This is a genomic window from Paenibacillus andongensis (assembly GCF_025369935.1).
GTDB lineage: Bacteria > Bacillota > Bacilli > Paenibacillales > NBRC-103111 > Paenibacillus_E > Paenibacillus_E andongensis.
This window is the reverse complement of sequence record NZ_CP104467.1, coordinates 4,946,720-4,970,118: the sequence shown is the minus strand read 5'-3', so window position 1 is coordinate 4,970,118 and position 23,399 is coordinate 4,946,720. Positions and strand designations below refer to the sequence as shown.

Below are 23,399 nucleotides of genomic sequence, written 5' to 3'. Positions count from 1 at the left end.
GTTGATGCCGGATTCCTTTTTGTTATCTACTTTATTCTAGCTCCGCAAGCAAGTTCGCCTCTTCAAGCGATGGGATTAGTAATTTAGGCTCGATTGGTGATGACATCACGATTAGAATCGTATACGTCCCATATTTATCACATTGGTTGCCGAACTCTTCAAGAGACCGCGTGGAGTCGGTCATTACTTTCAATAAGTAGTTGTGTTCTCCGCTTATGCGGTTGCATTCGACGACATCGGGTGATGAGCGGCAAAAATCAAGGAATGCATGACAATCTCTAGTACGAAATAGGATGTAGGCGGCGGCTTGTTTCCCGATTTTTTCCGGGGAAATCAGGGTGCGATACTCCTTGATGATCCCTTTTTCCTCCATACGTTTTACTCTCTCCGTTACTGCGGGTTGTGATAACCCGACACACTTGCCTAGTTCTGTCATGGATATTCTCGCTTGATTTTGAAGATGGTAAAGGATTTGTTTATCAACTTGGTCCATCGAAATCGGCTCCTTTAAATTTAAGGTTTTGCTTAGAAACTAACTCGTTTTTATTTGTTTAAGGGCAGACATAACTTGAATGCCTTATGTAAAGCAAGTGACTTAATTATTATAATAAACTAACAATAGTGAAGTGATCAAATCTTTCCTATTCAGAGAGGATGAATCCCAATGAATGAGTTGAATACAAACGAATTGAATACGGACCGTTTACAAGCACGAATTGATGAAGTAATCGATCGTGCGCTTGCCGGCAAACGGTTGGTTGGCGTTGTCATTAAAGTGGCGATAGACGGGGTACTGGTTTATAACTGCGCTGCCGGTTTTGCAGACCGTGAGAAGAACCAGATGATGCAGGAAAATGCTTTGTTTAGGCTTGCTTCTGTCTCCAAACCTATCGTTTCAACAGCTGCGATGGTACTAGTTTCGCAAGGCCGCTTACGCCTTGACGACCGCGTTGATCGTTGGCTTCCAGAGTTTCACCCGAGTTTGGAGAGCGGTGAATTCGCGACATTGACGATTCGGCATTTGATGACGCACACGGCAGGGCTGACTTACCGTTTTTTTCAGGAAGAGAATGGTCCCTATCATCGCGCAGAGGTATCGGATGGTATGGATCAGGCCGGTATCACGTTGGAAGAGAACCTGCGTCGTATCGCTTCTGTTCCGCTTCTCTATACGCCGGGAACCCAGTGGAAATATTCAATTGCCACTGATGTTCTAGGCGCCGTGATTGCGAAGGTTACAGATTCAACGCTTGGTGAAGCCATTCGTACGCTAGTGACAGCGCCGCTTGGTATGGACGACACTGGGTTTACTGCAGTCGATCCAAAGCGACTAGCGACGGCCTATGCCAATGCGGTTCCAGAGCCACGGCCTTTACTTGACCCCGATAGCATTGATTTTATTGAGGGCACGGCTGGCTTTCGACTTGCCCCTAGTCGGGCACTTGACGTTACTGCCTATCACTCCGGCGGAGCCGGTATGGTCGGGAGCGCTGGCGACTTGCTGCTGCTGCTGGAAGCATTACGCAAGGGTGGAGCGCCCCTGATGCCTGAGAATATGGTTCGTGAGATGACTACCAACCAGATCGGTAATATGCCCATGGCCTTTTGGCCAGGGCGAGGCTTTGGCCTAGGATTTACGCTGCTCAAGGATCCTATCGCCGCAGACACTCCGGAATCACCGGGAACCTGGCGCATGGGTGGTACCTATGGGCATTCCTGGTTCGTTGATCCTGAGAAGCAGCTAAGTGTCGTAGCATTTACCAATACAGCTCTGGAAGGCATGTCAGGCCAGTTTACCGTTGATCTTTGTAAAGCCGTCTATGACGGAATCAGGAACGAATGAATAAGCTTAAGATAAACCCCATAATCTTTATCGCTCTGGGCTTATTCGGTGTGTATACGATTGAGTTTGGCGTTGTCGGAATATTACCAGCTATTACGGAGCGTTATAATGTCAGTACGTCTCAGGCCGGCATGCTCGTCGGGGTATTTGCACTTGTCATAGCACTATGCGGCCCCTTCATGGTGCTGCTTCTTTCAAAATATAATCGTAAAAATGTCATGATATTGTCTTTACTTATTTTTGCTGGAAGTAGTTTATTATCAGCTTATGCTCCTAATTTTTATATTCTGCTGGCGCTTCGTATTATCCCGGCATTGTTCCATCCCGTATATTTTTCCTTGGCTTTTACAGCTGCAGTTTCACTCTATCCTAAGGAAGCCACGCAGGCTTCTGCCAAAGCTTTTGTCGGTACTAGCATGGGGATGGTGCTTGGGATACCGATAACAACTTATCTCGTAGATCAATTCTCATTCGAGGCTGCTTTTATATTTTGTGCTGTTGTTAACACCGCTGCTAGTGCGGGGATCGCTATCATGCTTCCGAAATCGTCCAAAGCCGAGAAAGTTTCTTACAGGGAACAGCTAGGTATATTGCGTAAAGTCCCCCTTTGGATCAATATTGGAGCTGCAACATTCCTATTTGCTGCTATGTTTTCGGTCTACAGCTATGCTGCCGAATATTTGGAACAAGTGATGGGGTTGAGTGGGAAAATCATTAGTGTCATGCTTGTTATTTTTGGTGTTGGGGGAGTGGCCGGCAACTTATTGGCAGGGAGACTGATTGGAAAAAATAGGGTCAGAACGACTGTTTTCCATCCGATTGTATTAGCGATCTCTTTCTTACTGCTTTATATGGGGGAAAAATCCATTGTGCCAATCATTGTCATTATGGTTTTGTGGGGGGCTGCTCATACCAGTGGACTCATCGTAACTCAAATATGGTTAACTTCTGAGGCTCCGGAGGCTCCTGAATTTGCCACGGGAGTGTATATTTCCTTCATCAATCTGGGTGTGTCCATCGGTTCGTTAGTAGGTGGGTGGTTTATTACGGCTTCTGGCATGAGAGGGACGATATGGAGTGGCTTATTATTTATTTTGTTGGCACTTGTTTGTATTGTATTAAAAATAGTGTACTTTAATCCAAATAAAAGACCTTAGTTTGCGGCTGCCGCGTGCAGCCTTTTTTTGCTATCTGATAGGAATATAATAATAAATGTTTTTAGCACCTACACCCCCGTCTATTAATTTGGTACAATTCTATTCTATTAGAAACGAACCAGAAAGCCTTTTCAACTTACTTATCTGTTCTGGAGGAACATTATGAACCTATATAAAGAGCCGATTCTTTATGAGGATCCGCTTCTTCGTATTCAAGTGCTTAGCTTTAACAGTATGCAAATATGCCAGCACGGATGGCATTTCCATCCTCAAACAGAAATTATAGCGGTTCGGTCCGGTACAATGGAAATTCATACACCTGCTGAGGTGTACCATTTGCGAGCGGGAGATGTGCTGGTATTGGGTTCTAACCAGCCTCATCTCGATTTGAGAAAACAAAATGATTTCGTTGATTATGTAGCGCTTCAATTTGAGCTGGAAGCTTTTTTTGATTCCAACATGCTTCCATACTTGTATCTGTTTCAGGAATCAATGGTTCCATTAGTCGAACTAAACACATTGTTTAAAGAGAATTTGGAACTGCGGCAACAATTCTATAACACGGTCATTGAACTGCAGCAGGAACATCAGCAGAGGCAGAGGGGTTATGAGCTCGCTATTAACTATTTAGTAAAGAAATGTATTTTTTTATTATTGCGTCATGACAAAATTGGAATGCTAAGGCCAAGCCGATCGATAAACGACTCGAATGTAAAGCCGGTGTTGGATTATGTGGAAGCCCACTTATCCGATAAAATATCCGCGGAGCAAGCTTGCCAACTCGTCAATTTCAGCTATACCTATTTCCTTAAATATTTCAAACAGATCATGAGCATTTCCTTCACAGATTATGTGATTCATCGCAGAATCAAATATGCGGAACGTCTGCTTTTGACTGAAGATCTAAGCATTGCTCAGATTGCAGAGCAGGTCGGTTTGCCGAACTTATCCCACTTCTACAAATTGTTTAAAAGGCTCCATCAATGTTCTCCTAAAAGCTTTAAAGACTCAATGATAGCCCGAACTACTGGTATGAGCTCAGTAAACACAACAGAATAGCATCATAATGGAGCGGAATCGGATATGGGCAGCCCTTTTCTATACAGCTACTATAGATGAAGAGATGAATACGAAGGAGCTCATACAATGTTACCTAACTTTCCGACAAAAGGGCCACATGGCGTAAGATTTGTTTATTTCACACATTTGGAAGTGAATAGTGTCGCTTTAGCAGGGACCTTTAACAATTGGAATGGCGATCGCAACTATATGAATAAAATGGAAGATGGTAATGGTTGGGAAATTGAATTGGCGATACCTAAGGGGAGACATCTTTATAAATTTGTAGTGAATGGGGAAGCATGGATTTTGGACCCATTGAATCCAAGTGTGTCGGAAGATGGGCAAAATAACTCGGCTATTACGGTTACTGAGCAGGGAGAAGTATTGATCAGAACCCTTGAGATTTCCAAAGAAGAACCTGGATATATGTTTGAAAACTTTACGGCTATCCCAAGTCCCGAATGGCTTAAGAAATCGGTGATTTATGAACTTCATCTCAGGGGGTTTACAGAAAATGGTTTTAATGGTCTAACAAACAAAATCGACTATTTCAAAAAAATGGGAATCAATACACTTTGGCTGATGCCTTTCAACGAAGTTGGACTTATAGGTAGATTAGGTGAATTTGGCGACCCCTATGCGGTAAAAGATTTTTATTCCATGGATCCTAGCTTCGGAACCAAAGAAGATCTACTCTCATTTATTCGTAAAGCTCATGACAGCGGGATCAGAGTCATTATGGATTGGGTGTTGAACCGCACAAGTGTGGATCACGTAATGACAGGAAGCCATCCGGAGTATTTTACGCGTAATGAGCAAGGTGAGATTTACTATGATGTGCCCAATCGGGCGTATTTCGCGGGTCTAGATTTTAATAACCGCGAGATGAGGAAATATGTCATTGAGGCAATGAAATATTGGATCGTCCAGTTTGATTTTGACGGTATTCGATTGGACGATTCGGACATTACGCCTTATGATTTTCTCACTGAAATTAAGCATGCCCTTCAAGAAGTAAAAACTGATCTTATCCTGATCTCGCAATCCTACGATGAGTATCACCATATTGAATCTTGTGACTTGACCTACGACGGCAGTCCCCGCATTCTGATACGGGATATGGCTGACGGAACGATCACACAGAACGATTTTATAGCCATTTATAACTCTCATAAGTACAGCTTTCCGAGAAATGCGTTAAGAATGAAATGGCTGGAGGAAAAAGAACGTTCAAGAGCTAGTGACTATTTTGGCGAAAAGCTTGCAAAAGCAGCTGCATCTATCTTTCTGACGCTTGAAGGGGTCCCCTTCATTATGATGGGACAGGAATTTAATGAAACTACGTTGGAAACATGGACATCCTTATTCGATGAATACAGGCTGAATTGGGATCAATTCGATGCGGAGATGTTTGAGCACTATAAATTTCTGATCCATCTTCGAACGAATAATCCAGCATTTTGGAAGGGCGAACTAACGTTCATTCGCAATTCGGAAGAGTTGGTTTTATCTTACTTGAGGCAGTACGAGGGTAGTGAATATTTGGTGGTTGTTAATTTATCAAATGATTCATTATTTGTAAGTTTTGATCATGACACCTTGGCAGGCGAATTCATCAATGATAGAGTAAATTTGATCTATCGAACTGGAAGAGACAACCTTAGTTACGTAAATGATTCATCTAAACAATGGATTAATAGTTATGAAACAATCATATATAGAATATCCAATTAGAAAAAGATTTATCAAGTTTGTTTTGGTACAGTAAGCTTGTACCACAGCAACATGCTTAGAGAACTAAGACCTACCAAAAATAAAAGGCCATAAACGTGTTTGAAGGAATAAGGAAGTGGCGTATTCTTTTGAATCTCGAGAAGAATTCCACAAATCGCAACCGAAATTGAGCCTCCAAAAAATTGGATAAGCTGCATAAGTCCCATGCCAGAACCTATTAATGATTTTGGAAGAATACGTGAGGTCTCGTTGTTCAAAGATGCAATCGTTGCTGAAAAAGCAGGTGAAAAACAAAGATATCCAAGAAGTGTAACAAATGGCGAAGCACCAAGAGTCGTATAAAAACCAATCATCACCAAAGATAACATACAATGCCCTATAAACATAAAGCGTAGATTCCCGTATCGATCTATCCATCGTCCGACAAAACGTGTCAGGAAGGCTGACAAAATGGCCCCTGGGGCTATGGTTAAGCCAATCATCATAGCTGATTGATGGAACAACTTGGCTAGCACCAATGGCATTAGAAATAAATTACCAAGGTTCAAAACCAAGATGCAAAACCCGATCGTAACCAGTTTAAGATAAGTTGGATTTCTCAATAGTTCAGGGTTAATGAACGTATTGTCTGCTCGTTTCAAGTGCCAAGCATGTAGAAGCAATGAAAGACAACTGACGGCAAGCCAAGCGGCAGAAACTTGCGTCACAGCTAACAGCAGCGTAGTTGCATTAACGATCGTTAAGCAAGCACCCAGAATATCGAACCGAAAGGCTGCCGCATTTTCTTTGGGAAGCAGTCGCACTAGAATAGGAAGTATAACGAGAACCAGACAAGTAATTGCGAACAATCCGTTCCACCCAAAATATTCACTGATCAAGCCGCCAACGATTGGACCGAGCCCGAAAGCCATAGCGCTTCCTGCGGAAATCATGGCGATGGCTGACCCTCTTCTTTCAATTGGAATATATCGACTAGCCAGAACCAAACCAAGGCCTGCCATCACCCCAGCGCCTGCAGATTGAAGAATGCGAGCCATGAGTAAAGCATGGAATTCCCGGGCAAATAATCCGAAAATCGATGAAAGACCCAGCACCAAGAGCCCGACGATCAGCAGTTTACGAATCGGTAAGACATCTGAGAGCCTACTATAAATAACTGTCGATAAGGCATATCCGATGGAGTAGCTAGAGATCACCCATGATCCGAGATCTGCCGTGATGCCAAGATCTTGAATAATACTAGGGATAGAAACATTGAACATCGTTGTATTCATGACAACGATGAACAAGCCAATCGTCCATACCGGCATTACAATTTTATCGTTCATCCTTTACCATCCTGTCTTACTAGTATGTTATTATATCTATCCCCTATTATACAAATGTCACTCCAACATAAAAAGAGCTGCCCGCGGCAGCTCTTTTTATGTTTCCATGGTTCGCTGGCTTTTCCTTTCATGAATAATAGACTGTTTATTTATCCACACTACAGGTAGAGGAAGAAAGTAATTAAAGGGGGAAAACGGTATGGAAAAGATTTTATTGCGGATTTTATTTGCCTCATCATTAGCAGCTGCCCCATTCGTTTTGAAACGTAATAACTTGCTCATGTATCTAACCGTATTCTTTGCGAAATGCGTTTTGTCAAGTTCGTTAGATTCCTTCTTTATTAAAAAAGGGAAGATATCGTACCCCGTTCGTCCATTGGCCAAAGTATTTGATACCAATATTTTGTACGATTTGTTATTCTATCCTCTTTTAAGTGTAGTCTGGGTTAGATATACGTATCAAAGCAAACCACTTGAACTCATAACGAGAAGTCTATTTTTTAGTGGACCAATGACTTTGCTTCAATGGTTTTTAGAAAGGAAAACCGATTTGTTTAAATGGAAATCCTGGACGGCTCTTCATACATTTGCATGCATTAATTTTACTTTGTTTACAATAAGAGGGTTTGTGGGTTTATTAAAAAGAATTACACCTGATATGTATGTAAGAGGAGAAAATTATGTAGAGGAACGATCACACAGTAAGATGCTTTCACCTGAGATCATCGCAAGCATGGCAAATCACCGACTGCCAAATGACAACTATGCACAAATCCAATAAAATTGAGAAATTATTATGGAGCATCGCACTCCCTGGGTTTGGTCAGTTTTTAAACGGGAAGTATTTTAAAGCAATCACGTTGATCATCATGGAATTCATCGTGAACTACATGTCAGATCTCAATCAAATTATTATCGACAGCTTCAAAGGAAACATTCAAGAGGCCATCCAACAAACCGACTATCATTGGCTCATGTTTTACCCCTGTCTCTACATGTTTGGAATTTGGGATGCTTATAAAGACGGGGGAGATACCGCAGAGTATGCGTATATTCCTTTTGTATTAGGAGCTTTTCTAGGGACAGTAGGTATCATCTATTCGGATGAACTTCAACCTTTCGGTATTCTTTTGGGTCCCGTATGGCTGCCTATGTTGTTTTCATTCATTGGAATCGCGATAGGTATTGTTGTGTTTCTTTTTTTAAAACGACGCCACTCGATATTATAAAGGGTATCCCTGTCGGATATATAGGACAGATGGAGATCCCTTTTTCTTTTTGCATCTATCACTTCAGGATTATATATCATGTATGTTGTATATACCCAATCGTCATTTCTACCATAAGCATAAGATATAGTATGGGGAAATGGGGGGAAGTAATGTTGAAAAATGCATTAGTGAAGAAAGAGCTAATGAAGAAAGAACCAGTTAAGAAAGCACCAATGAAGCAAGAAAAAGCGAAGAAAGCCCCAGTGAAGAAAGAAATGGTGAATAAAGAAATATTGAAGCAAGAAAAAGTGATGCAAGAATTTCCAAGCAATATATTTGAGATGCAAGAAACAGAAGTCGTGCATAATTACATGAAAAGTCCGAGTACAAGGGAGGGGAGAAACGGTATGACGAGAGTCTCGAGAGAAGAAATTAATGACAAAATTAACGAAGCGATAGATGCACTCGGAGCCTCAAAGCGAAGTGTTTCGGCAGACAAACTGAGACGAGCGGATGAAGAAATTGAGAAGGCCTTACGTATTCTTTTAAGAGCGCAAGGTGAAATAAATACGAGAAGAAACTGGTATATAACAGAGTGAAAGTTATCATGTTGAAAATTGCAGAAGGTGAAGCGAAGCAGAGATGAAAATCCTTGCTTTTTTTATTTTAAGATGTTAATATTCAATTTAATGTTACTTGTATTAAGTAAGTGTGAATTTGAGATTTGAACCTTCGGGGCAGGGTGCAATTCCCTACCGGCGGTGAGGATACGTAAGTATCTCAAGCCCGCGACTCCCAGTCTGTTTAGACGGGGACTGACTTGGTGAAATTCCAAGGCCGACGGTATAGTCCGGATGAGAGAAGGTGAAGGACAACTTGTTAAAAATTCTATTTTTAACAGGTCTGTTTGTCAATGCCCCTGTTGCTTGTAAACAGGGGCATTGTCTCTTTCAGAAGGTTCAATTCAAAACATCATCTAGGGATCTTTGAGCTAATCTCAAAGTCTCGCCTATTGGGAGGTTTTTGAATTGGAAAATGTATTTAAGCTAGGAAGTAAGCGCGCAAGTTTGTATTCATCAAGTACCAGCGGTATCAATGGGATCTGGTATGTAGCACTTGGAGCTACACTTTGGGGGTTGGACCCTCTCTTTCGAATCTTATTGTTGAAAAGTTTTACCTCTGCTCAAATAGTGTTCATTGAGCATTTGCTACTGGCCTGCTATGCGCTTCCAGTGCTGATCAAGTACCGTAAGTCCTTAGCCGGAAAACTATCACTAGCCGTAATTGGTGCTCTTCTATTTATTTCTTGGGGTGGATCGGCCATAGCCACCATACTCTTCACTTCAGCTTTCGCTCACGGCAGTGCAAACTCCGTCCTGCTTTTGCAGAAGCTGCAGCCCTTATTCGCCATTGTATTGGCTCGTTTACTGCTTAAAGAGACACTGCCTTCCAAATTTTTTGTCTATGTCGGATTGGCGCTGCTGGGCACGTATCTGTTAACGTTTGGTTTTAATTCACCAGAGATGGGCTTAAAGGATTTAGGCACGTTAAGCTGCTTATTTTCAATATTGGCGGCTGTCTTATGGGGTGGTTCGACCGTCATGGGCAAGTACCTGCTTCAAAAAAACTTGGATTTCCCTGTTGTTACCTCACTGCGCTTCCTGATGGCGATCCCGCTGCTAACGGTTGTTCTTTTGGTAAGTGGCGATGCTTGGCATGTAGGCGGTTCTAGTGGTGATCTGACACTTATCGCAGTCAACCTGCTGTTTCAGGCCTTTTTCCCAGGGTTGATCAGCATGCTCCTTTATTATAAGGGGCTGTCATCAACCAAGGCATTCTTTGCAACGCTTGCCGAGTTAGCTTTCCCAGCAGTAGGAGTATGTATTAACTGGATCGTATTTGGTCAAAAGCTGACCTTAGGGCAATTAGTAGGTTTTGTATTTATTTGGTTAACCCTATGGTTCATGAGCCGTAGTAAAGGAAATGTTTAAGCCATATCAAACAAGAATTTCGATCATAGAATGTAAAAAGGAGCTGTCCCAAAAGTAGAAAATCTACTGAGGACAGCTCCTTTTTCTACCCCTCAAGGTGTATATAACCCTTTTGGACAGCTCTTTCTATTTTCTTAGAAACGAGTTGCAAGATCTTTTGCTTTAGTAATTGCTTTTTCTTTAATGGATTGCGCTTGATCCGGAGTTACAGCCATGCCTTCAACAAAAATGCCTTCGAAGGATGGGATACCGTAGAATTGTGAGATTTTTTTCAGGTAGCTGAAGCCACTTTCGAATGCAGCAGCAGGGCCTTCGGAATAAATGCCGCCACTTGCTTGGATATGCAATCCTTTTTTGTTTGTCAACAAGCCAACAGGACCACTTTCCGTATATTTGAAAGTTTTGCCTGCAACAGAAACGGCATCAATGTAAGCTTTCAAAACTGGAGGGAACGAGAAGTTCCACATTGGAGAAACGAAAACATATTTATCTGCAGCTACGAATTGGTCAACCAGAGCGCCTAAACGTGCTACTTTTGCTTTTTCTGCATCAGACAACTGGTCAAAAGCAGTTCCTGATTGTAGTTTTCCCCAACCGCTGAATACATCAGCATCAATTTGAGGAATATCTTCTTTGAACAGATCAACTGTAATAACCTCATCTGATGGGTTCGCTTCACGGTAAGCTTCGATAAATTCTTTACCTACTGCAAGGCTGAAAGATGTTTGGTGATCGTGCGGGTGTGCTGTGATATAAAGTACTGTTGCCATAATGAATAACTTCCCTTCTATACTTAAATTAATTACAGTTGTTATTATAACTTATTTTGCGTAAATTTCAAACAATAAATTAGTAACTTATAATATGTGTAAAAAAGGATCGCTCAGGGAGTTTATTTAGCTCTCAATGAGGCGGTCTTTTTTTACGAAAAGAAGCATAGAAAGTAATCAAGGTATTTGATTATTTTGAAGATTTACAAATTATTATCTTGTGGTTAACACAAGACAAACAGTTAAGCGTTATTTTAGATATGTGGGAACGGTCTCACACGAAGAAATGGGGTTACAGCATGGATCTTACGATTAAGGAAATTGCCTTGCGTGCCGGTGTATCCAAATCAACCGTATCGCGGGTGATTTCTGGCAAGGGCTATACGAGCTTGGAGGTACGCGATAAGGTGCTCCAGCTGATTGAAGAACTACAATATAAGCCAAATGCAGTGGCAAGGGCTATGGTTTCACAGAGAACGCACAACATTGGCGTACTCATTTATCGCCAGCATCATCCCATTGCGTCTCATCCGTTTTATGGCAAAATTCTTGATGCTATTTTGATGACAGCCGCCAAATTGAATTATTCCGTTTTCGTTACGACAGATCATGATATGTCGCTGCGTTCTGCCGATTTTATGATGGAAAAAAGGGTGGATGGGCTCATCCTGATCAGCCGCTTGCAGCAGAATGTCATTGACTACATCGCTAATTTCGGAGTTCCCTACGTGATGGTCAATGGCTCGACGGATGTCGACGGGGTCATGCATATAGTCAATCAAGACGAGGAAGGCGGGCGGATGGTCGCCGAGTATCTAACAGATGTAGGACATCGTCAGATTTTCGTAATTGCTGGGCCGCAGACGCATCGCAGCCACAATTTGAGGCTGAAAGGGTTTAAGAATTACATGTCAGAAATGGGGTATACGATCCTAACATCTTCCATCTTGCAAGCATCGACTTCCACCTTCGGAGAAGGGTATGAGTTAATGCGCACCCATTGGGAGCAGTTTCGTGCAGTAGGGTTTACCGCGCTATTTGCCACCAACGATATGATAGCCCTGGGTGCCATGAAGTTTATGTTGGAACAGTCCATACGCATTCCTGAACAGGTAGCGGTTGTAGGCTTTGATGATATTGATTTTGCCGCTATGTTCTCACCCTCCTTAACAACCGTCAGGGTGAATACTGAGGAGATGGGAACCCAGGCCTTTAGCTTGTTAGACAAGCTTATCCGCCAGGAAGCGAACATTGAGAATCCTAAGCAGCTTGTACCCAGATTGATTGTTCGGCAATCAACCCAATAAAATTCTCTCGAAAAGGAGTTGTTAGTCCGCATGCGTTGGTATTTAAAAGCGATAGGCCCACGGAAAATCGTGGAATTTATCATACTTGTCGTGTTTGTTATCTTTTTCTTGGGCCCGCTGCTCAACCTGGCCATACTGGCTTTTACCGGCAAATGGGCTTACCCGGATGTATTGCCCCATGAATGGTCACTGAAATGGTGGACATTTGTGTTCCAGCAGGAGGATATTGCGAAATCGATCGGCTTGTCGTTTATAATCGCATCTATCGTGACTGCTCTATCTATTGTGCTTTGTATCCCAGCAGCCTATGCGTTTGCCCGCATACGATTTCCGCTTAGTCGATTCTTCTTGTTCTCATTTCTACTGACACATGCTTTTCCTAAAATGGGACTTTATGTTTCGATCGCTGTGCTCTTTTACAAACTCGGACTGATGAACACGTTGATAGGCGTTGTTTTGATCCATATGATCAATGTACTAATGTTCATGACCTGGATTCCAACGGCCGCTTTCCGCAATGTGCATACAGCTCAGGAGGAATCAGCAAGGGATGTGGGGGCAAGCCCGTTCCGCGTATTCCGCAGTATTACGCTGCCGATGGCGATGCCTGGCATTATCGTGGCTTCGATCTTTACATTCCTTAACTCGCTCGATGAAGCACAGGGCACCTTCTTGGTGGGTATCCCCAATTATAAGACGATGCCGATCGTCATGTACTCTATCATCAGTGATTACCCTGCCTACGCTGGCGCTGTATTCTCTATTATTCTGACGGCGCCTACGATCATCCTGCTGCTGGCTGCGCAGCGATTTGTAAGTGCAGATATTATGTCCAGCGGCTTCCAACTCAAATGACGATAGATCAATTAGCAAAGCATATGCTTCCGAAGCGAGTTTTGTTTCGAAGTATCGCTTAGAAGCAACGCTCTACAAAACTTTTAGGGGGCACTTATGGATATTCAGCTTTCCGTTCAACAATTGACGAAGCGCTATAAAACAGGAGAAGGCGTAACTGGAATCTCCCTGGATGTTCGCAAAGGCGAGTTAATTACACTGCTGGGCCCTTCAGGGTGCGGCAAAACAACGGTGCTTCGCAGCATCGGAGGATTTCTCGACCCAGATTCAGGCGACATTCTTATTGAGGGTAAAAGCGTGCTAAAAGCGCCTCCGGAAAAGCGTCCGACTTCCATGGTGTTTCAAGGCTACAATCTATGGCCGCATATGACGGTGTTTGACAACCTGGCATTCGGTCTCAAAATACGCAAGATGAAAAAGGCTGACATCGATAAGGCAGTGAACGAAGTGCTTCAACTGGTTCGCTTACCTGGAGCAGAGCTTAAATATCCGGGTCAACTTTCCGGTGGTCAGCAGCAGCGCATAGCCGTTGCGAGATCCCTGCTCCTTAAGCCTGCCGTTCTGTTGCTGGATGAACCCTTTTCCGCACTCGATGCGAAGCTTCGTCACGAAATGAGAGAAGAGCTGCGAGAAATTCAATCTAAGACAGGTCTTACCATGGTATTTGTCACGCATGATCAAGAAGAAGCGCTATCGATTTCAGACCGCATTGTCGTTATGAACCAAGGCAATATTGAGCAAATTGCTACTCCGCAAGAAATTTACGATGAACCGAGTTCGCTGTTTGTTTCCCAATTTATCGGCAAAATGAACTTTCTGAAAGGGGTGATCACAGCCGGCGGGTTGACCGTAGGGCATCTAAGTTTTCCAAATATAAAAAATCTGTCCGGGCAAGTAAATCTGGCCGTTCGACCAGAAGACGTGATGATAGAAGGTGAAGAGGGAGAAGGCCTTTCCGGAGTGATCAAACAAGTGATGGTACTTGGGCATTATGCCGAAGTGTCCATCGATTTGCCAGAGTACGGCACAATCCGGGCGTTTCAACCACGGGATTTCGTCAAGGATCTTCATACAGGGCAACAAGTAAAAGTAAACTTTGCCAAAGTTTTAGCCTATCCAGAAAATTAGAGTCATATCCCAAGGAGGAATTATCTATGTTTCGCAAGAAATCCGCTGTTATGTTAGTGACATTAATGACCGCTACCGCTGCTTTTGTATCCGGGTGCGGCAGTTCTTCTACAAATGCAGGTTCCGCAGCTCAAAGCTCCAGTCCGGCCAAAGAAACAGCTGGTACTAAACAACAGCCTGTCGAGTTTAACTTCTATTTTACCGGCTCACAAAATGTAAAAGATCTATGGGATACGCTGATTCCTATGTTCGAGAAACAAAATGCGGATGTTAAAGTGAAACCAGTCTACATTCCATCGGGAACAGGAGCACAACCAACCTATGACCGTATCACGGCTGCCAAGCAAGCTAACAAAGGCTCAGGCGATATCGATTTATATGAAGACGGCTTGTCTTATGTAACTCGCGGGCAAAAAGATGGCCTATGGGACACTTTACCAGGTGACAAAATTAAAAACTTGGCAAAAGTTGATGAGAAAACGTTAAAAGATATCTCCAATCTTGCTATTCCTTATCGTTCCTCTGCGGTCGTTTTGGCCTATAACAGTGATAAAGTAAAGACACCTCCAACTAATTTGGATGAGCTGTACGATTGGATCAAGAAAAATCCAGCTAAATTCGCTTACAATGATCCATCCACAGGGGGTTCCGGTAATTCTTTTGTAGCGACAACGCTGTATAAATTCCTGCCAGAAGAAGCGATCCATAATTCCGATCCAAGTGTTGAAAAAGGGTGGGATCAAGGTTTTGCGCTGCTCAAGGATCTGGGGAAATCCGTTTACGGCAAAGGTATTTATCCAAAGAAAAACCAAGGTACTTTAGATTTATTGACAAGCGGTGAAGTTGATATGATACCGGCATGGTCAGATATGGTTCTTGAGCAATTGGCGAAAGGTCAGCTTCCAAAAACAACAAAAATGGCGCAAATTAAGCCAGGGTTTAACGGTGGACCAACCTACTTAATGGTTCCTAAGCTATCGGAAAAGAAAGATGCGGTTTACAAATTCCTCGACTTCGTACTTTCATCTGAGGCACAAGCTGTAGTTGTAGACAAAATGCATGGTTTCCCAGGGATCAAGCTTTCCAATATGTCAAAAGAAATTCAAGAATCATTCAAAGGTGCATCCGAAGGATTCCGCTCCTTCAATATCGGCGAACTGGACAAAGATATGACCAAACGCTGGCAAAGTGAAGTTGCTGCACAATGAGTAAACAAATGAAAATGGGGATACTGGGATTGCTTCTGGTCATCCCCTCTTTTTTATTGCTCTTCGTCACTGTCGTCATTCCGATCATTATTTCCTTAAAAGAAAGCTTTACCAATAAGTCCGGCGGTTACGATTTGTCCAATTATACGTATTTATTTACCGATAAGCTGATGCGCTCCAATATCATTTTTACATTGGAAGTAACGATTATTTCGGTCATTCTTGTACTCATTATCAGCTACGCCCTAGCGGCTTACATGAGGTTCAATAACGGTACGATGGTGAAATGGATTCGCAATATGTACATGATTCCAATTTTTATCCCATCCGTTATCGCAACCTACGGATTAATTCAATTGCTTGGCAACCACGGTTGGGTATCCCGTATGTTACTTCTGGTGGGCGGAGGGGAAATGCCCCGTATTATTTTTGATATGAAGGGGATTATTATCGCTAATTTGTGGTTTAACATTCCGTTTACAACGATGCTGCTGGGGTCAGCCTTATCCGCTGTTCCTAATTCGGTCATTGAAAGCGCGAAAGATGTTGGGGCACGTAGATTGCAAATCTTCGTCCGTTTCATTTTGCCGCTTACGTATAAGACTTTGCTCGTAGCCATTACCTTTGTATTCATGGGTGTGATCGGTTCATTTACGGCACCATTTCTGATTGGACCTAACGCTCCACAAATGCTAGGGGTATCCATGGAACAAGTTTTCGGTGTTTTCCAAGAAAAACAACTAGCTGCGGCTATCGCTTTCTTTACGTTCCTACTTTGTTCAGTAATGGGATATTTTTATATCCGCAGTATGATTACGGAAGAGAGCGCGAGGTCACGATGAATCAACTTATTCTGGATGTACAAGGAATTGTACATCCCAATGCCTCCAAAACCCATATTTCGTATCGGTTTCACTTAGGAACACAGGGGGGCAAGCTAAGGATCCATTTTGCTTACGAACCCAAAAATCTAGAAGATAGGGAACAATCGAAAACGATGATTTTCGAGAGTATAGACAAGTATACGGAGCCCAATCAGCAGGAGCGAATACAGGCCAAATGGGAATCCTTCCTTCCGCTGAAAAACTTAATAACCGTATCGGTCGACGACCCTGAACGGCACCGCGGTGCGGGGCATCGGCACGATCCTGAGCAGTTATTAGTTATAAGTAGGCTGGAAGCTTCCCCAGGCTTTGTCAGTGGTAAAATGCTAGCAGGCATGTGGCACGTGACATTAAGCTTGCATGCAATTGTTACAGAAAGCTGCCGTTACACTTTGCAAATTCATCAAGAGGAGGAATAGCGGCATGCCCTGGATTGCTTGCGAATTACACAGTCATACATTTCACAGCGACGGAAGACAAACGCTCATGGAGCTAGCAAGTGGCGCAAAGGCGCTTGGTTTCGAGTGTATTGCGTTGACCGACCACAATACCATGACGGGTTTACATGATAAAGATGTCGTGGAGCAAGAAACCTGTGTTTCGATCATTTCCGGGATGGAATGGACAACCTTTTATGGGCACATGGTTACGATTGGACTGACCCATTTTGTTGATTGGCGCCCGGCGGGCCCAGACGATATCCATAAAGGGATCGCCGATGTTCATAGGAGCGGGGGGATTGTCGGTATGGCACATCCTTATCGCATAGGAAGTCCCATTTGTACGGGCTGCTTCTGGGAATTCAACATCGAGGATTGGAACGATATGGACTATATCGAGGTTTGGTCTGGCACGTTCCCTTCGATTAAAACAGACAATGACCGCGCCTACCGATTGTGGACCGACAAGCTGAATGAAGGCTACCGGATTGCGGCCACATCAGGGCGAGATTGGCACGCACAAGAGCAAACGGATGAACCTGTATCGGTGACGTATCTCGATATCGATGACGGGGAAGGGACTGTTGCTAACCGAGCTGTGCGTGCACTTGCGGCTGGCAAAGCTTTGGTAACCATGGGACCCTTGGTAATGCTAGAAATTCGGACAGATACTGCGGCATACGGTGTCGGGGACGTTGTCCCCCGGCAGGATCAAGGCCAAAGTTATAAGGTCCATGTAAACATAGATTTTCATGTACGGAAAGAGAATTGGGATTTTCAGGAACCCCATTATACGCTAAACTTGATAGGGAATACCGGTGTTCTAAGCGAGCAATTCGTTGCGATAGATCAGCCGAATCACGAGATTGAAATTCCTGGCGATGAACTTCTATGGATTCGAGCTGAGCTAAAAGGTAACGTTCGCGGAGTTCGCACTTTGATCGCCTTTACGAATGCTATATATGTGGATCGATGAAAGGGAGTGTTGGTAGCATGGGTTTTCGATTTCCACTCATAACTGCTCACTGCGGCAGCATGAACACGATTGATCATACGCTCGATTCTGTGCAAACGGGGCTTAGGCTCGGTGCAGACGTAGTTGAGGAAGACGTAAGAGTGACGAAGGACGGCATCCCGGTTTTGGCTCATGATGATGAATGGGTTACCGTTGATGGTTTGAAAATTTCCGTTTCGCAAATGACCTTTGAAGAATTAAAAGAGCTTCAGTTCGTGGTCACTCATGGTGAACAACGTGAAACGATTCGAATTTGCAGACTGGAAGACATGCTGCCGCTTATCCAAGCTTCGGGTAAAGTCGTGAATTTGGATTTGAAAGTGGATGAAAGTATCGAACCTGTCGCTGCCTTGGTAAAGCAATATGGGATGTTAGAGCAAGCTTTTCTATCCGGCTGTGGAATGGATCGTGCGATGCTAGCAGAGCGATTACACCCAGAAATGCGCAAACTGCTGAATACCGACCACGACCTTTTTAAAACACTTCCCTATCGAGATGCTATGGTACAAACCTGCGAGGATGCACTTGCAGCCAACTGTTTCGGCATCAACATCCATTACAGCGTCGTGAGCCAAGAGTTAATGGACTATACCGCATCTCTAGGGCTGCCGGTTTATGTATGGACTGTGAATGAAGAAGATTTAATGATGCAGGTTGCCGATCTTGGCGTAGCCTCCATAACCACGCGAAATGTTACAGCTTTGGTGCAATTGAAGCAAAAGATGCGGGGTGAGCGTTAGTGATTGAAATCTACGCCCATGAATTCAAGCTTGCAAGTGAGACACTTGCGGCCAAAATGCTGAGCGGCGATGTAAAAGCAGGAAGCGCCTATTTCCAGGCCGTCCTTCCTTTATTAGAGCTGCTCCAGCAGGTTTGCCCTGAGCAATCCGAATTCTCTGCCTGGCGGGCGGAATATTTCCATCTCGATGGAAATTTACGGCGCGCGGGCGAACAATATAAGCGAACGCTGGAGTTGGCTCCGCCGCAGCCGCTGGAAGAGCGCGAAATTCGCTTCATTCGCAAGTTTTGCCCGATGTTGCTTACAACGCCGCTCGAGTGTTTTCCTTTAAAAGATGTGGCGGCAGTTCATCATCCGACACTTCCGCTTATTGGCTACCATTTGTTTTGGGAAGACGATTACGATTTCCCGGACGATTACGAGCCATGCGATCATGAAGAAATTTGGGTGGAATACGATCCGCACACGGAAGCCGTTACGAATGTGCTGACCTTTTTTCACAGCAGTGTCATCGAATCACAGGCCGCCGTATTAGAGGCGCAAGAAAATAACGGACGTCCCATTGTGCGGATAGAGTGGGGGAAACATGGTTCTCTTCTCAACGGTTGGGAGGACTTAGTGATCCCGATGAAGGAAGTCACGGCCATGGAGTGGCTGCAGGAGACTTTTGCGCAGTTGAAAGTTGGCGGGCGAGTCCCCGATCATCCCTTGAAGCGGTATTGGCCTAAAGGATTCGAAGGTGACTTTGAAGCCTTTACGAACTTCTCGGTTCCGGTCGATCCGCTGCAATTTCTCGATCAAAAGCCTCTGATTTTCAAATCTCTATGGGTTAATGCTATTATATATACAGAGGGGTTGCTATACAATTTCCATCCGAAAATGGAGTGGCCGCAACGCTTTCTGCGTATTTAAAGATGATCTCTATATGGGGGATACGATGAGAATTCAACTTGACACAGAGCTTTGTCAACTTTTTAATATTCGTTATCCAATCTTCCTTGCTGGCATGGCGGGAGGTCTTGGAACAGTTGAATTGGTGGCAGCTGTCTCTAACGCAGGCGGACTTGGGACACTGGGGGCCGCCTATATGACGCCTAGTGCAATCCACAAGGCTATTCGGGAGATCCGTGAGTTAACTGATGCGCCATTTGGAGTGAATTTATTTTCAATTGAAATGACGGACAAGAATGAAAGACTGAAGGAAGTTCAGCAAGAGCTTAACCAGGTAAGAGACCAGCTTGGAATCGTACAAGCAACTGAGGAGTTCGTTGCTACTCAGGACTATTTTGAGGAACAGTTTGCGGTCGTGTTGGAAGAAAAAGTACCCGTCATTAGCACGGCATTCGGTGTTCTTCCTGAACCTCTAATGCGACAAGCTAAATCGGCCGGCATGCGAATTGTCACCATGGTAACTACGGTTAATGAAGCAATCTTGGCTGAGCAGTCTGGATGTGATGCCATCGTTGCACAAGGAAGCGAAGCGGGCGGACACAGGGGAACATTCGACATTTCGAATCATCCTATGGGGGCAAACATCGGCACATTTGCGCTAGTACCGCAAATCGTTGATCGTGTTCAGATTCCAGTCGTTGCCGCTGGCGGCATAATGGACGGTCGGGGACTTGTCGCCGCCCTCGTACTTGGAGCGCAAGGTGTACAGATGGGGACACGTTTTCTGACTTCGATCGAATCCGGCGCTCATGTCTCCTACCAGGAGGCACTATTGAATAGCACCGAAGAGAGTACAGTCATTACCAAGGTGTTCTCAGGTCGACCAGCTAGAGGGGTATCCAACCAATTCATCAGGCAATGGGATGCGAGCGGCGTAGAGCCATTACCTTTTCCTACGCAAAATACCGCTACACGGGATATTAGGAATGCTGCCGCTAGTCAAAGCAATGCTGACTATATGTCCTTGTGGGCAGGACAAGGTACAAGAATGCTTACGTCCGGACAAAAGGCGGAGCATATTATTGCGGAAACGATTCAACAAGCAATGTCCATATTGTCGATTGAAAGTGAAGGGAATACCAAATAAAATGGGGCTCTCCCAAGAGGTCAAAGTGCATAGAAAAACTAAAAAATGAGGCGGCAAGGTTAATCTTGCCGCCTCATTTATTTATTATTTCTGTCCATTGCTAGGGTAAGTCACCCATTCTCTATTTGGAGGAACGTCGATTCGTTATTTTGGGAAATCTGCGCTTGAAATCGAATGAGAGGAACGAGAGGACAAACATTATTGAGCTTACTTATGAATCCAAACTAAACCAGCAGAATTATCTTTAGCTTCACCGACAACTCGGAACTTCAATCCAAAGTTCGGCACAATACGACCGGCGTCTGGAATTAATGAGTTCATATAGCTATTGGAGTCTGAGAATTCCTCTACACCTTGCATGGATTTATAATTGTACTCGCCTCTGGTTGGGTTATTGATATACCACGAAGGCGTTTTGTCCAGGGAGAAGGCCGCATCTGCAACTTGATAGCGAGTCGTCTGAGCGACGGAATCCTGTCCATCTTTCTTGAATATTAAAGCGTCAGAATGAGAATCGACTACGCCAAGGAATCCTTGTCCTGGATGGATACCGACCCAGTTGTCTAGATAACTGTCATCTGCATACCAAACGACAAGTCCGGTATTATATTTGACACCACGGCTGTAGGCAAGAGCTTTATCGGCTCCAGCGTAGTTTCTCCATTCCAGATAGTAATAGTGCTTCTTATATTCCAAACCGTTCGATACAACAAAGCCGTCCAAGTTAAATTTAGGAGCACCTTCGGCATCGTCTGAGAATACGACTTGACCATTGACGGTTAATTTCGCATTATCCATGGCAAAACCATTCAATGCAAGTCCACCATCCGTGACGTAGTCAAAGTGGAGGGTAACCTTTTTGCCGGCAAAATGGCTTAAATCATAGGACTTGTCTACCCAGGCTCCATTCGTTGTTTCCGCGCGTGCGTCGCCGTTCGTATCATTGTCACCAATGATATCGAGAGTAACTTGTTCATTATAGGTTGATGCTGTAACTGTTAAGTAGTCATACTCAAACTCGACATCATATAAGGTTTTAAAGTCAAATGTAGCCGTTTGTGCTTGGGTTAAATCAAACTCAGGCGTTGAGAGTGTGGTATGAAGGTTATCCCCTTTTGTACTGTAATAATAGTGTGCACCGAATGCGGGTTGAATACCTGGAACGGCTTTATCCGGTAAATTGACTTTAACAATACCTGGGTTTTTCGACTTCGTTACACTTTGATCAATGATGGCAGCCGAACCTAAATTCGTTATGTCGGTTGAATCTATTTCACTTACATTTGCCCAGTTGCCGCCCATTGTTTTCTGGAAAAACTCTTTATTTTGAGGTGAAAAGGAGCTAGGTGTTGTACCGGCAATTTTACCGTTCCAACTACCGCCGCTCATGATGGACCAAGAAGCAACGGGCTCACCTTGTCCGGTATATTGGGTATCGTATTCATCTGGCAGACCTAAGTCATGACCGAATTCGTGAGCAAAAACACCAACGGCACCATCTTCAGGCTGAATGGTATAGTCATAAGCAGCCATACGGCCACCCCAATAGTCGACCCCAGCAGTCGTGCCTGCAATCGGATACACACCATTTAAAGTCCAGCGGTGAGACCAAATGGCATTATCGCCTAATTGTCCGCCGCCAGCTTCTTGCCCTGTTCCTGCATGAATAATCATCAGGTGGTCAATGATCCCGTCGGGTTCGTTTTGGTTGCCATCCCCATCTATATCGTATTGGTCAAATTTGTCATAATCAGCCAGATTAATGCCGGATGCTGCTGCCGCATTCAGAGCATCTTTCACTAGATCACGAGGCCCCTTAGGGCTTAAGTTATCATGACCGCCAGCCGGGTTATCATCTCCGTATTGAGCAGCTTGTCCAGGAACGGTTAACCAATCGGATACGTATCCGTTTACGGTATAACTGCCACCGGATTGCTCTTCATAATACTGTTTAAAGGTTTGGATTTTGGAGCCATCGAATAAGGTGAAATCCGTATTTCCAAACATCAGCTTCTGATAATGATCTCGATTGAAATCGTTTGCAAACATATAACCAGGTTCTTGTTTGACATTGTTATGTTTAAAATCCGAGAATTCAGTCAAAAGAACGAGTACTTTATCTTCACGAACAGGGCCGTTGTATGAATCTTGTTTGGCTGATGGAACGGGAAGGCCATTTGGATTTCCTTTTTTAAAATTTTCCTGGCCTTTGTTCAGTTGGGATAACAGCTTGGTTTTCTGCTTTGCTATAAAATCCTTAGACTTTTTGTCTATTTCATCATGTTGCGTGTCTTCTTTTGATTTAACACTTTTATTGTTTTTAGTGGATACGTATGATTTGACGGCTTTGGCTATTTGTTCAGGCGTAGCACTTTTGCTTAACAGCCCTCTGTCCATTAACCCTTTTGCCAAACGTTCATCGTCTACAATATTAAAATCTACCGGCGGTGCTTCAAGTGCCTCTGAGTAGTTGGATTCTGCTGCGAAGGCAGATGATGTTGTGAAAAGTCCTGCTGTTAAACTCGTTGCTAGTAAAAATCTAGTCATTTTCAAGGTGCTTTTTTTCAAAATGAAACCTCCCGCAAATTAGAGTATGAAACCAATCTATTAATTTAACCAATGGTATATTAAAATTAAATAATAGTTTGACTATTCTAGTAAGTGCTTTTAGTCCTGCACAGTTTGACCC

General features: G+C 43.8%; 22 protein-coding genes and 1 riboswitch. Of the genes, 18 read left to right on the top strand and 4 right to left on the bottom strand.

All coding sequences use genetic code 11. From position 1 onward, the window contains the following. Window positions 1-31: 31 nt before the first annotated feature. Window positions 32-493, bottom strand: coding sequence for an Lrp/AsnC family transcriptional regulator (locus tag NYR53_RS22650; protein WP_261301413.1), 462 nt, complete (start codon window positions 491-493; stop codon window positions 32-34). Window positions 494-664: 171 nt separating this feature from the next. Between NYR53_RS22650 and NYR53_RS22645 the strand changes: the two genes are divergently transcribed. The 4 genes from NYR53_RS22645 (at window position 665) to NYR53_RS22630 (ending at window position 5,796) form a co-directional block, all read left to right on the top strand. After that, the gene (locus NYR53_RS22645; RefSeq protein WP_261301412.1) at window positions 665-1,843 is read left to right on the top strand and encodes a serine hydrolase domain-containing protein; all 1,179 of its coding nucleotides are present in this window, start codon (window positions 665-667) and stop codon (window positions 1,841-1,843) included. Further along, window positions 1,840-3,000 (top strand): MFS transporter, encoded by a 1,161-nt coding sequence (locus NYR53_RS22640; RefSeq protein ID WP_261301411.1) that lies wholly within the window; start codon window positions 1,840-1,842, stop codon window positions 2,998-3,000. The genes NYR53_RS22645 and NYR53_RS22640 overlap by 4 nt, the downstream gene beginning before the upstream one ends. 162 nt (window positions 3,001-3,162) lie before the next feature. Further along, a complete protein-coding gene (locus NYR53_RS22635) occupies window positions 3,163-4,059 on the top strand; it encodes an AraC family transcriptional regulator (protein WP_261301410.1) in 897 nt (298 codons plus the stop codon). 87 nt (window positions 4,060-4,146) lie between these two features. Beyond that, entirely contained in the window at window positions 4,147-5,796 is a 1,650-nt protein-coding gene (locus tag NYR53_RS22630; RefSeq protein WP_261301409.1) for an alpha-amylase family glycosyl hydrolase, read from the top strand. An 11-nt stretch (window positions 5,797-5,807) separates the two neighbouring features. On the opposite strand, the gene NYR53_RS22625 is transcribed toward NYR53_RS22630, so the two are convergent. Then, a complete protein-coding gene (locus tag NYR53_RS22625; protein ID WP_261301408.1) occupies window positions 5,808-7,124 on the bottom strand; it encodes an MFS transporter in 1,317 nt (438 codons plus the stop codon). 199 nt (window positions 7,125-7,323) lie between these two features. Between NYR53_RS22625 and NYR53_RS22620 the strand changes: the two genes are divergently transcribed. From NYR53_RS22620 to NYR53_RS22605, 4 genes are all read left to right on the top strand, one after another. Beyond that, window positions 7,324-7,905, top strand: coding sequence for a CBO0543 family protein (locus NYR53_RS22620; RefSeq protein ID WP_261301407.1), 582 nt, complete (start codon window positions 7,324-7,326; stop codon window positions 7,903-7,905). After that, window positions 7,889-8,353, top strand: coding sequence for a hypothetical protein (locus NYR53_RS22615; RefSeq protein ID WP_261301406.1), 465 nt, complete (start codon window positions 7,889-7,891; stop codon window positions 8,351-8,353). Before NYR53_RS22620 ends, NYR53_RS22615 begins: the two co-directional genes overlap by 17 nt. A 152-nt stretch (window positions 8,354-8,505) precedes the next feature. After that, window positions 8,506-8,934: a hypothetical protein gene (locus tag NYR53_RS22610; RefSeq protein ID WP_261301405.1), complete on the top strand. Its 429-nt coding sequence runs from the start codon at window positions 8,506-8,508 to the stop codon at window positions 8,932-8,934. Between the two features lie 125 nt (window positions 8,935-9,059). Then, a riboswitch (FMN riboswitch) is annotated at window positions 9,060-9,205 on the top strand. Between the two features lie 197 nt (window positions 9,206-9,402). Further along, the gene (locus tag NYR53_RS22605) at window positions 9,403-10,326 is read left to right on the top strand and encodes a DMT family transporter (protein WP_261306488.1); all 924 of its coding nucleotides are present in this window, start codon (window positions 9,403-9,405) and stop codon (window positions 10,324-10,326) included. Window positions 10,327-10,460: 134 nt separating this feature from the next. On the opposite strand, the gene NYR53_RS22600 is transcribed toward NYR53_RS22605, so the two are convergent. Continuing rightward, complete coding sequence (locus NYR53_RS22600) at window positions 10,461-11,096, bottom strand: FMN-dependent NADH-azoreductase (RefSeq protein ID WP_261301404.1); 636 nt, start codon at window positions 11,094-11,096, stop codon at window positions 10,461-10,463. Window positions 11,097-11,314: 218 nt separating this feature from the next. Between NYR53_RS22600 and NYR53_RS22595 the strand changes: the two genes are divergently transcribed. The 10 genes from NYR53_RS22595 to NYR53_RS22550 all read left to right on the top strand — a co-directional run bounded on the left by NYR53_RS22595 (window position 11,315) and on the right by NYR53_RS22550 (window position 20,710). Continuing rightward, a complete protein-coding gene (locus NYR53_RS22595; RefSeq protein WP_367618563.1) occupies window positions 11,315-12,403 on the top strand; it encodes a LacI family DNA-binding transcriptional regulator in 1,089 nt (362 codons plus the stop codon). Between the two features lie 30 nt (window positions 12,404-12,433). Beyond that, window positions 12,434-13,258: an ABC transporter permease gene (locus NYR53_RS22590; protein ID WP_261301403.1), complete on the top strand. Its 825-nt coding sequence runs from the start codon at window positions 12,434-12,436 to the stop codon at window positions 13,256-13,258. A 96-nt stretch (window positions 13,259-13,354) separates the two neighbouring features. Continuing rightward, window positions 13,355-14,386, top strand: coding sequence for an ABC transporter ATP-binding protein (locus tag NYR53_RS22585; protein ID WP_261301402.1), 1,032 nt, complete (start codon window positions 13,355-13,357; stop codon window positions 14,384-14,386). 26 nt (window positions 14,387-14,412) lie between these two features. After that, window positions 14,413-15,594: an extracellular solute-binding protein gene (locus tag NYR53_RS22580; protein WP_261301401.1), complete on the top strand. Its 1,182-nt coding sequence runs from the start codon at window positions 14,413-14,415 to the stop codon at window positions 15,592-15,594. Beyond that, the gene (locus NYR53_RS22575; protein ID WP_261301400.1) at window positions 15,591-16,436 is read left to right on the top strand and encodes an ABC transporter permease; all 846 of its coding nucleotides are present in this window, start codon (window positions 15,591-15,593) and stop codon (window positions 16,434-16,436) included. Before NYR53_RS22580 ends, NYR53_RS22575 begins: the two co-directional genes overlap by 4 nt. After that, a complete protein-coding gene (locus tag NYR53_RS22570; RefSeq protein ID WP_261301399.1) occupies window positions 16,433-16,897 on the top strand; it encodes a hypothetical protein in 465 nt (154 codons plus the stop codon). The genes NYR53_RS22575 and NYR53_RS22570 overlap by 4 nt, the downstream gene beginning before the upstream one ends. 4 nt (window positions 16,898-16,901) lie before the next feature. Continuing rightward, window positions 16,902-17,894: a CehA/McbA family metallohydrolase gene (locus NYR53_RS22565; RefSeq protein WP_261301398.1), complete on the top strand. Its 993-nt coding sequence runs from the start codon at window positions 16,902-16,904 to the stop codon at window positions 17,892-17,894. Between the two features lie 17 nt (window positions 17,895-17,911). Further along, window positions 17,912-18,673: a glycerophosphodiester phosphodiesterase gene (locus NYR53_RS22560; protein WP_261301397.1), complete on the top strand. Its 762-nt coding sequence runs from the start codon at window positions 17,912-17,914 to the stop codon at window positions 18,671-18,673. After that, window positions 18,673-19,584: a hypothetical protein gene (locus tag NYR53_RS22555; protein WP_261301396.1), complete on the top strand. Its 912-nt coding sequence runs from the start codon at window positions 18,673-18,675 to the stop codon at window positions 19,582-19,584. Before NYR53_RS22560 ends, NYR53_RS22555 begins: the two co-directional genes overlap by 1 nt. Window positions 19,585-19,609: 25 nt before the next feature. Next, window positions 19,610-20,710 carry an NAD(P)H-dependent flavin oxidoreductase gene (locus NYR53_RS22550; protein WP_261301395.1) on the top strand — a complete coding sequence of 367 codons (1,101 nt, stop codon included), beginning with the start codon at window positions 19,610-19,612 and terminating at the stop codon, window positions 20,708-20,710. A 207-nt stretch (window positions 20,711-20,917) separates the two neighbouring features. On the opposite strand, the gene NYR53_RS22545 is transcribed toward NYR53_RS22550, so the two are convergent. Then, window positions 20,918-23,278, bottom strand: a complete 2,361-nt coding sequence (locus tag NYR53_RS22545) for an immune inhibitor A domain-containing protein (RefSeq protein ID WP_437180063.1) — start codon at window positions 23,276-23,278, stop codon at window positions 20,918-20,920. Window positions 23,279-23,399 lie beyond the last annotated feature (121 nt).

Excerpts from the sequence above, each read along its gene's own strand:
- NYR53_RS22650 (WP_261301413.1), bottom strand. The coding sequence starts at position 493 with ATGGACCAAGTTGATAAACAAATCCTTTACCATCTTCAAAATCAAGCG.
- NYR53_RS22645 (WP_261301412.1), top strand. The coding sequence starts at position 665 with ATGAATGAGTTGAATACAAACGAATTGAATACGGACCGTTTACAAGCA.
- NYR53_RS22640 (WP_261301411.1), top strand. The coding sequence starts at position 1,840 with ATGAATAAGCTTAAGATAAACCCCATAATCTTTATCGCTCTGGGCTTA.
- NYR53_RS22635 (WP_261301410.1), top strand. The coding sequence starts at position 3,163 with ATGAACCTATATAAAGAGCCGATTCTTTATGAGGATCCGCTTCTTCGT.
- NYR53_RS22630 (WP_261301409.1), top strand. The coding sequence starts at position 4,147 with ATGTTACCTAACTTTCCGACAAAAGGGCCACATGGCGTAAGATTTGTT.
- NYR53_RS22625 (WP_261301408.1), bottom strand. The coding sequence starts at position 7,124 with ATGAACGATAAAATTGTAATGCCGGTATGGACGATTGGCTTGTTCATC.
- NYR53_RS22620 (WP_261301407.1), top strand. The coding sequence starts at position 7,324 with ATGGAAAAGATTTTATTGCGGATTTTATTTGCCTCATCATTAGCAGCT.
- NYR53_RS22615 (WP_261301406.1), top strand. The coding sequence starts at position 7,889 with ATGCACAAATCCAATAAAATTGAGAAATTATTATGGAGCATCGCACTC.
- NYR53_RS22610 (WP_261301405.1), top strand. The coding sequence starts at position 8,506 with ATGTTGAAAAATGCATTAGTGAAGAAAGAGCTAATGAAGAAAGAACCA.
- NYR53_RS22600 (WP_261301404.1), bottom strand. The coding sequence starts at position 11,096 with ATGGCAACAGTACTTTATATCACAGCACACCCGCACGATCACCAAACA.
- NYR53_RS22590 (WP_261301403.1), top strand. The coding sequence starts at position 12,434 with ATGCGTTGGTATTTAAAAGCGATAGGCCCACGGAAAATCGTGGAATTT.
- NYR53_RS22585 (WP_261301402.1), top strand. The coding sequence starts at position 13,355 with ATGGATATTCAGCTTTCCGTTCAACAATTGACGAAGCGCTATAAAACA.
- NYR53_RS22580 (WP_261301401.1), top strand. The coding sequence starts at position 14,413 with ATGTTTCGCAAGAAATCCGCTGTTATGTTAGTGACATTAATGACCGCT.
- NYR53_RS22575 (WP_261301400.1), top strand. The coding sequence starts at position 15,591 with ATGAGTAAACAAATGAAAATGGGGATACTGGGATTGCTTCTGGTCATC.
- NYR53_RS22570 (WP_261301399.1), top strand. The coding sequence starts at position 16,433 with ATGAATCAACTTATTCTGGATGTACAAGGAATTGTACATCCCAATGCC.
- NYR53_RS22565 (WP_261301398.1), top strand. The coding sequence starts at position 16,902 with ATGCCCTGGATTGCTTGCGAATTACACAGTCATACATTTCACAGCGAC.
- NYR53_RS22560 (WP_261301397.1), top strand. The coding sequence starts at position 17,912 with ATGGGTTTTCGATTTCCACTCATAACTGCTCACTGCGGCAGCATGAAC.
- NYR53_RS22550 (WP_261301395.1), top strand. The coding sequence starts at position 19,610 with ATGAGAATTCAACTTGACACAGAGCTTTGTCAACTTTTTAATATTCGT.